At 70.9% G+C, this 7372-nt stretch carries 5 protein-coding genes; 1 reads left to right on the top strand and 4 read right to left on the bottom strand.

What is annotated here, in order from left to right; translation table 11 throughout:
• Positions 1–43: 43 nt before the first annotated feature.
• The 4 genes from ABZS69_RS36355 to ABZS69_RS36340 form a co-directional block, all read right to left on the bottom strand.
• Positions 44–931: a sugar ABC transporter permease gene (locus ABZS69_RS36355; protein ID WP_355380025.1), complete on the bottom strand. Its 888-nt coding sequence runs from the start codon at positions 929–931 to the stop codon at positions 44–46.
• A gap of 48 nt (positions 932–979) precedes the next feature.
• Positions 980–2284 (bottom strand): ABC transporter substrate-binding protein, encoded by a 1305-nt coding sequence (locus ABZS69_RS36350; protein WP_355380023.1) that lies wholly within the window; start codon positions 2282–2284, stop codon positions 980–982.
• A gap of 121 nt (positions 2285–2405) precedes the next feature.
• Complete coding sequence (locus ABZS69_RS36345) at positions 2406–3179, bottom strand: AMP-binding protein (protein ID WP_355380021.1); 774 nt, start codon at positions 3177–3179, stop codon at positions 2406–2408.
• 310 nt (positions 3180–3489) lie between these two features.
• Complete coding sequence (locus tag ABZS69_RS36340; RefSeq protein ID WP_355380019.1) at positions 3490–5844, bottom strand: LuxR C-terminal-related transcriptional regulator; 2355 nt, start codon at positions 5842–5844, stop codon at positions 3490–3492.
• 83 nt (positions 5845–5927) lie between these two features.
• Here ABZS69_RS36340 and ABZS69_RS36335 point away from each other — a divergent pair.
• A partial coding sequence (locus ABZS69_RS36335; protein WP_355380016.1) for an ABC transporter ATP-binding protein/permease occupies positions 5928–7372 on the top strand: 1445 nt, incomplete at its 3' end.

Here is a 7372-nt window from a genome sequence, read left to right as displayed (position 1 = left end):
ACACTTGGCCCTCGCTGGTCACGCAAGCTACCGCTCTCGAGCCTCACGTTCGCCGCTCCTTACGCACGGACCAGATCAGGTACGGGATCACGAAGACCGCCACGCTCAGCACGATGTACGAGGCGATCGTGGCGCCCTTGGCCGGATCGTGCGAGTCGAACACCGCGACCCACATGAACACCGCGGGCACGTCCGTGATGATCTGCTTGCCCGACACCGCCACGATCAGGTCGAACACCTTGAGCGAGATGTGTCCCAGGATGATCAGCGCGGACAGGGTGACCGGCCGGAGCAGGGGCAGCACGACGTACCGGTAGACGCCCCACTCGTTGCAGCCGTCCACCCGCGCGGCCTCCCGCAGTTCCTCGGGCACGCCGCGGAAGCCGGCCAGAAACAGTGCCATGACATATCCGGACATCTGCCAGATGGCGGGGAGCGCCATCGCGGCCATCCCCCAGTCTGGATCCCTGAACCACTGCCACTGCGGCAGCCCGATCCAGTCGAACAGCCGGTTCAGGCCGACCGCCCGCTCCCCCGTCCCCGAGTTCATCAGCCACCGCCACACGATCCCGGTCGCGACGAACGAGATGGCCATCGGGAACAGGTAGATCGCCCGGAATGTCCCCTCGCCCCTGATCCCCTTCTCCATGAGGAACGCCAGCAGCCACCCGAGCAGGAGCGCGCCCAGCACGAACACGACCGTGAAGACGATCGCGTGGTTCACCGAGAGGTGCCATCGCGGCAGGTCCCAGATGTCGATGAAGTTCCGCAGCCCCACGAACTTCCCCTCGGACACCTCATCGTGCTTGTCCGTCATGGCCAGCTGGAAGTTCCAGCCGAGCATGCCGTACACGAAGACGCCGATCAGGATGATCGACGGCGTGACGAGGAGGAGTCCGGGCAGCCACGTGCGTGCCCGCCTCACAAGCATTCCCTCCCACGGGCCCGGCGGGCGCGACGCCCGCCGGAGCCCGACGAGTCATTGAGCGTTGGACTTGGCCGCGTCGGCGAGCCCCTGCTGCAGGGCCTTGACGTCCTTGCTGCCGATGAACAGGCCGACCGACTCGGTGATCGCCGCCAGCCACGGCTGGTTGACCGAGACGCCGTGCTGGATCGACCCGGCGAGCTTGTTGCTCGACCAGTCCTTCAGCGCGTCGGCCAGGTAGTCGGTGTAGAGGGACTGGTCGGCGTCCTTGCGGGCGGGGATGGAGCCCTTCTTGGGGTTGAAGGCGTCCTGACCCTCCTTGCTGGCCGCGACCTTCAGCCAGGCGATGGCTCCGTCACGGTTCTTCGCGCCCTTGGGGAGGGTGAAGCTGTCGGACAGCCACATGTACGTGCCCTCGGTCCCGGGAGCCGGGGCCCAGTCGAAGTCCGTCTTCGACTTCTTGCCCAGGCCGCCCTCCGGCGGGTTGTGGAAGTAGCCGTACGCCCAGTCGCCCATGATGTTGAACGCGGCCTCGCCGTCGGCGACCTGCTTGGCGGCCGGCTGCCAGTCGTCCTGCGGGTCGCCCGCGTACGACATGATCTTGGCGAAGCTCTCCAGCGCCTTGGTCACCTGCGGGCTGTTCCAGTCGGCGCCCGGCTTGAACAGCGCGTTGTAGGCGTCGGTGCCCATCGAGCCGAGCAGGACGTTCTCCATCAGGTGGGTGACGGTCCACTCGGAGCCGATCGACAGCGGGATCTTGCCCTTGGCCTTGACCTTCTCCAGGTCCGCGATGAACTCGTCGATCGTCTTGGGCGCGGCGGCCACGCCGGCCTCCTTGAGCACGGCCGGGTTGAACCACAGCACGTTGGACCGGTGGATGTTCACCGGCACCGAGTAGATCTTGCCCTCGACGCTGATCTGGTCGACGAGCTGCGTGGGGAAGACGTCCTTCAGCTTCAGCTCGTCATAAAGGAAGGTCAGGTCCTCCAGGTTGCCGGCCTTGATGTAGCCCTGCAGCTCGGCGCCCGCGTGTCCCTGGAAGGTGTCGGGCGGGGTGTTGGCCTGGAGCTTCGACTGGAGCAGGGCCTTGGCCTTGTCACCGGAGCCGCCCGCCACCGCGGCGTCGAAGAATGTGTAGTTCGGATTCTGCTGCTCGAAGATCTTCTTCATCGCCTGGAGGCCGTCGGCCTCACCGGGCCCCGTCCACCAGGAGAAGACCTCAACCTGTTTCTTCTCCCCGCCGCCGCCACTCGCCGCCGGCGACTGGGACGCCTGTCCGGCTCCGCCGCCACCGCCACAGGCCACCAGGCTCAACGCGCTCACGATCGAGATCGAGACGGTCGCTAACCACCGTCGCATCGCACACCATCCCTTCGAAGCCCCCCGAAGTTGGTGATTTGACAACGTTGTCAACCAACGGCCATCTACCCACTTCCCGCCGCGCGGCGTCAAGGGATGGGCGGGTAACAGCTCCGCATACTCAGCGGACCCGCTCCAGCCCGCCCTCCGGGCCCGTCACGACCGTGACGCTGAAGTCGTAGCTCGTGCCGGGCAGATCGCCGCCGCCCGCCGCGACCACCAGCGCGCCCTTGGACACGCCCAGGCCGACCAGCGCGACCAGGTCGCACCCGCCGTCGGGCGGCCACGTGGCCAGCACGACGTCGGACTCGGCCAGACGTACGGGCAGGTCGAGCTCCGCCATCCTGGACAGCAGGTCGGCGTGGGACATCCGGCGGCCGTCCGCCGTCAGCAGCGCGGTCTGGCGCTTGGCGTCGAGCGCGGGCAGCGGGGTGGGCTCCAGCGTGAGCAGGCCGCGGAAGTCGATCGTGTCGAGCGCCGTGCCCAGCGAGACGACCTGGCGCACCCGGGACTCGTCCGCCGCCAGCACCGCCGTGTCCGCCAGGTCGGGGGTGGTGATCAGGGTGCGCGCGTCGCACTCCCGCAGCCACGCGGCCACCTCGCCGGCGCCGAGCGCGGGGTCGATCGGCGCCGCGACGCCACCCGCCGCCAGCACGGTGTGCACGGCCAGCGTCTGCGCGCCGGCCGTCGAGACGTGCACGCCCACCACCTGGTCGCGCCGCGCGCCCCTGCGGACGAGCCCCGAGGCCGCCCTGGTCACCTCGGTCACCAGCCGGCGGTAGCCGTAGACGTGGCCGCCGCGCAGATCGACGAGCGCCGGCCGCTCCCCGCGCTCGTACGCCCGGCGGAACACCTCGTGGATCACGGTCCCCGTGGTCGAGGCGGCAGGGTTCATGACCGTCAACGTACGGCCGCCGGGCAACGCGCAGCATCCACCGATGTATGTAGGCAGATGTGCATTCCCGTGGGCGGGCCCGAGCCCTGCGCGACTCGAGCCCGCTGTCACGCGCCCGGAGCCGGGCCCCCACCCCTCCGAGGAGGCCCAGCCCCGCGTGGACGCGTGACGTCCCCGATGGACCGGCCGCGAGAGGCGGCCGATCACACGTAGCAACGGTAGGTGTGCATACGTGGGCCGCACATGCGCTGACATGGCCATTCGACGATGTAAAACGGCCGGCCCGGCAATGTGTAGAGAGGTGCGCGGATCAACGGCTCTCGATCACCCATGCGGCAATCTGTGTACGTGTGGAGAAGCCCAGCTTGGACAGGATGTTGGCCACGTGCCGCGCGGCGGTCGCCGGACTGATGACCAGTTCGTCGGCTATGGCCCGGTTGCTGAGCCCTCTGGCGATCAGGTCGGCGATCTCACGTTCCCTGGCCGTGAGCCGGCTGTCCTGGTTGACCGGTACGACCGGCTCGACCCGGCGTTCGGGCAGCGCGCCGTCCAGGGCGCAGGCCACGGCCTGCTCGGCGGTCATCCCCGCGCCCTCGGCCCACAACATGCCGACCACGGCCTCGCCCAGCCCGGCCCGCGCCGGTCGCAGGACGTCCTCCGTACGCGCGTCCGGCTGGCGGCTGCGCAGCGCCACCGACGCGGCGGCCAGCAGGACCGCCCGCCGGTGGTCGCCCTCCGCGGAGACCAGCACCGCCCACTCCTCCAGCCGCCTGGCGATGCCCGCGCGCAGCCCCGCGTCGCGGCTGAGCACCAGCGCCTCGGTGAACCTGACCCTGGCCTCCACCAGGTCTCCCTGGTCGAGCGCCACCTTGCCGAGCCCGGCCAGGCAGCTCACGATCTGCTGCCTGGCGTCCACGTGCCGCAGCAGGCTCAGCCCCGACTCGTAGTGCCGCTTGGCCGTCACGAGGTCGCCCGAGCGCCTGGCGACCTGGGCGAGCCCGATGTGGGCGTAGGACTGGCCGACGTGGTTGTCGAGCCCCTCGCTGATCGCCAGCACCTCCTCGAACCCGCGCTGCGCCTCCCGCAGGCGGCCGTGGTGCAGGCCGAACTGGGCCCGGGTGCCCTGGGCCAGCGACTCCAGGATGAGGTCGCCGGCGCTCCTGGCCATCTCCAGCGCGCGGGCCAGGGTGTCGGGCTTGCCGGTGAGCTGGGCCAGCACGATCGTGCCGACGGCCTCGCCGTACCCGTCGCCGGCGGCCCTGCACAGGTCGAGCCCGGCGCGGGCGCACCACGTGGCCAGCTCCAGGTCACCCGCCGCCAGCGCCAGCTCGCCGCGCAGGATCGTGGCCTGGCCGCGCAGCGCCGGCCGCACCTGCGGGACCTCGAGGGACAGCAGCCGGTCGAGCCGCTCGGCCGTGTCGAGCTTCCTGCCGCTGCCGACCAGCAGGTAGCGCACGTCGGTCAGCAGGCCCAGCGCGATCTCCGGCAGGCCGATGGCGATCGACCAGTCGCACGCCGCGCCGACCTCGACCTTGAGGGCGTCGAACAGGTTCACGTACCGCTCGATCACCGGCCACGACGTGCGCACCCCCGGCGCGATCGTCTCCTTGAACCGGCGCGCCATCGCGGCCAGCGCCATCAGGTGCCTGCGCCGCAGCTCCGTCTCCTCGCCGGACTCGGCGAGCTGCTCCAGGGCGTAGTCGCGGACGGTCTCCAGCAGCCGGTAACGCGCCTGACCGGCGATCTCCCCGTCGAGGGCGACCAGCGACTTGTCCACCAGATCACACAGTCTGAGCAGCACGTCCTCCTCGGGCAGCCCCGGGCCCGAGCAGACCTCCTCGGCCAGGTCGAGCGTCCACGAGGAGCGGAAGGCGGCCGTGCGGCGCAGCAGCAGCCGCTCCTGCGGGGAAAGCAGCCGGTAGCTCCAGTCCACCGCGGCCCTGAGCGTGCGGTGCCGGGCCGGAGCCGTACGCGCGCCGCCCGCCAGCAGCCTGAACCGGTCGTCCAGCCGCTCGGCGAGCTGGCCCACGGACAGGACCCGCACCATGGCGGCGGCCAGCTCGATCGCCAGCGGCAGGCCGTCGAGCGCCTGGCACAGCTCCGCGACCAGCGGCCGGTGCTCGTCGGTCAGCTCGAAGTCGGGCCTGGCGGCGGTGGCCCTGGCCACGAACAGCCGCACGGCCTCGCTCTCCTCCCCGTCCACCGACAGGGGCGGCACCCGCCACACGGTCTCGCCGGGCACCCGCAGCGGCTCCCTGCTGGTGGCCAGCACGGTGAGCCCGGGGCAGGCGCCGAGCAGGTCACGGCACAGCTCCGCGCACTCCCCGATCACGGGCTCGCAGTTGTCGAGCACCAGGAGCGCGCGCCGTCCCGCGATCGACTCGGCCAGCTCGCCCGCGATGCCGAGCGCGGCGGCGACGTAGCCTCTCAGCTCGCCCTTCTCCAGGTCGGCCAGCTCGATCAGCCACACGCCGCCCGGATGGTCGGGGGCGACCCTGGCCGCGAGCCGCAGGGCCAGCCGGGTCTTCCCGATGCCCCCCGCGCCGCAGAGGGTCACGGCCCGGGAGACGCGCATCAGCTGGACGAGCTCATCGAGGTCGGACTCCCGGCCCACGAACGCATTTGGCTCGGCCGGCAGGTTGCTGAAGTCGGCGGATCGCAGCATCACTGTGAGTGTGTCACCAACTACGCCGCGCGCCCAGACATAATCGGTGGAGATCTGTCAGTGCCCGTGGGCACACTCAAGTCATGGCCGATGAGCCGCTCGAGCTCGGCGAGATCTCCTTCTCCGACTGGTATGCCCATCAGGACAAGCTGGCGGCGGTCGGCTTCCTGACCATCGCCAGGCGACTGCCCTCACTCGTGGCGCAGGCGATGCGCATGGCCTGGCGGGCCAGCCGGCGCGACACCCTCGCCACCATCACGCTCAACCTCCTCGGCGGCGTCTTCACGGCCTTCGGCCTGCTGGCGACCACCGGCGTCCTGACCGCCCTCTTCAGCGAGGGCCCGACCCCCGATCGCGTGCTGGCCGCGCTGCCCAGCCTCGTCCTGGTCGGGGCCGCCGCGACGCTCCGCACCGCCGTCCAGGCCGGCGCGGGCTGGGCGCAGGCCCGCCTCGACCCCCAGGTGAGCCGGCTCACCGAGGAGCGCCTGTACGGGCTGACCAGCCGGGTGGAGCTCGTGGCCTACGACGACCCCGACTTCCACGACGCGTTGCAGCGGGCCAAGTTACGCGGCGTGGCCATGGCCGACTCGGTGGTGTCGTCGGCCATCAACGTGGTCACGGCCGCGGTCGGCATCACGGCGGTGGCCGGCGTCCTGGGCGTGCTCCACCCCGTACTGCTCCCGCTCCTCCTGCTGGCGGTGCTGCCCGACGCGTGGGCGGCGGTCCGCAGCGCCAAGATGCGCTACACCACCCTCTACGCCCTCATCCCCGCCAACCGCCGCAAATGGATCATCGCGGAGCTGCTGGCCGACCGCGAGCCCGCGGCCGAGGTGCGCTCGTTCACCATGCGCGGTTTCCTGCTGCGCATGTACGACGCCGTGGCCAGGGCCGAGCAGGAGGTCATGCTCAAGCTCGCCCGGCGCCAGACCGTCGCCCGGCTCATCGGCGAGGCCCTCGGCGGCGTCGGCTCCGCCCTCGTCTACGTCGCCCTCGGCCTGCTCCTGGCCCTGGCCGCCATCCCCCTGGCGGTGGCGGGCACCGCCGTCCTGGCGATCAGGTCGGGGCAGCAGTCGCTGAGCAACCTCATGTTCGCCACCAACCGCCTCTACGAAGAGGGCCTCTACTTCACCGACTTCCTGGAGTTCTGCGCCGACGCCGAACGCCGCATCCCCGCCGCGCGCGAGGAGTCGGTGCCCGAGAGCTTCGAGCGCATCGTCGCCTCCGGCATCACCTTCACCTACCCCGGCGCCGAGGAGCCCGCCCTGCGCGAGGTGTCCATCGAGATCAAACGCGGCGAGGTCATCGCCTTCGTCGGCGAGAACGGCTCCGGCAAGACCACCCTCGCCAAAATCCTGTCCGGCCTCTACGAACCCGACACCGGCACCGTCCGCTGGGACGACACCGACCTGCGCCAGGTCGCCCCCGAACACCTGCGCCGCCGCACCGCCGTCATCGCCCAGGACCACACCCGCTGGCCCCTCACCGCCCGCTACAACATCACCATGGGCACCGGCAAAGGCGAACCCGC

Source organism: Nonomuraea sp. NPDC005650, assembly GCF_040605375.1.
Taxonomy (GTDB): Bacteria; Actinomycetota; Actinomycetes; order Streptosporangiales; family Streptosporangiaceae; genus Nonomuraea.
This window is presented reverse-complemented; position numbering and strand designations above follow the sequence as displayed.

Bases quoted from the DNA above. Each gene is read 5' to 3' on its own strand.
- ABZS69_RS36340 (WP_355380019.1), bottom strand. From the start codon at position 5,844: ATGCTGCGATCCGCCGACTTCAGCAACCTGCCGGCCGAGCCAAATGCG.
- ABZS69_RS36345 (WP_355380021.1), bottom strand. From the start codon at position 3,179: ATGAACCCTGCCGCCTCGACCACGGGGACCGTGATCCACGAGGTGTTC.
- ABZS69_RS36350 (WP_355380023.1), bottom strand. From the start codon at position 2,284: ATGCGACGGTGGTTAGCGACCGTCTCGATCTCGATCGTGAGCGCGTTG.
- ABZS69_RS36355 (WP_355380025.1), bottom strand. From the start codon at position 931: ATGCTTGTGAGGCGGGCACGCACGTGGCTGCCCGGACTCCTCCTCGTC.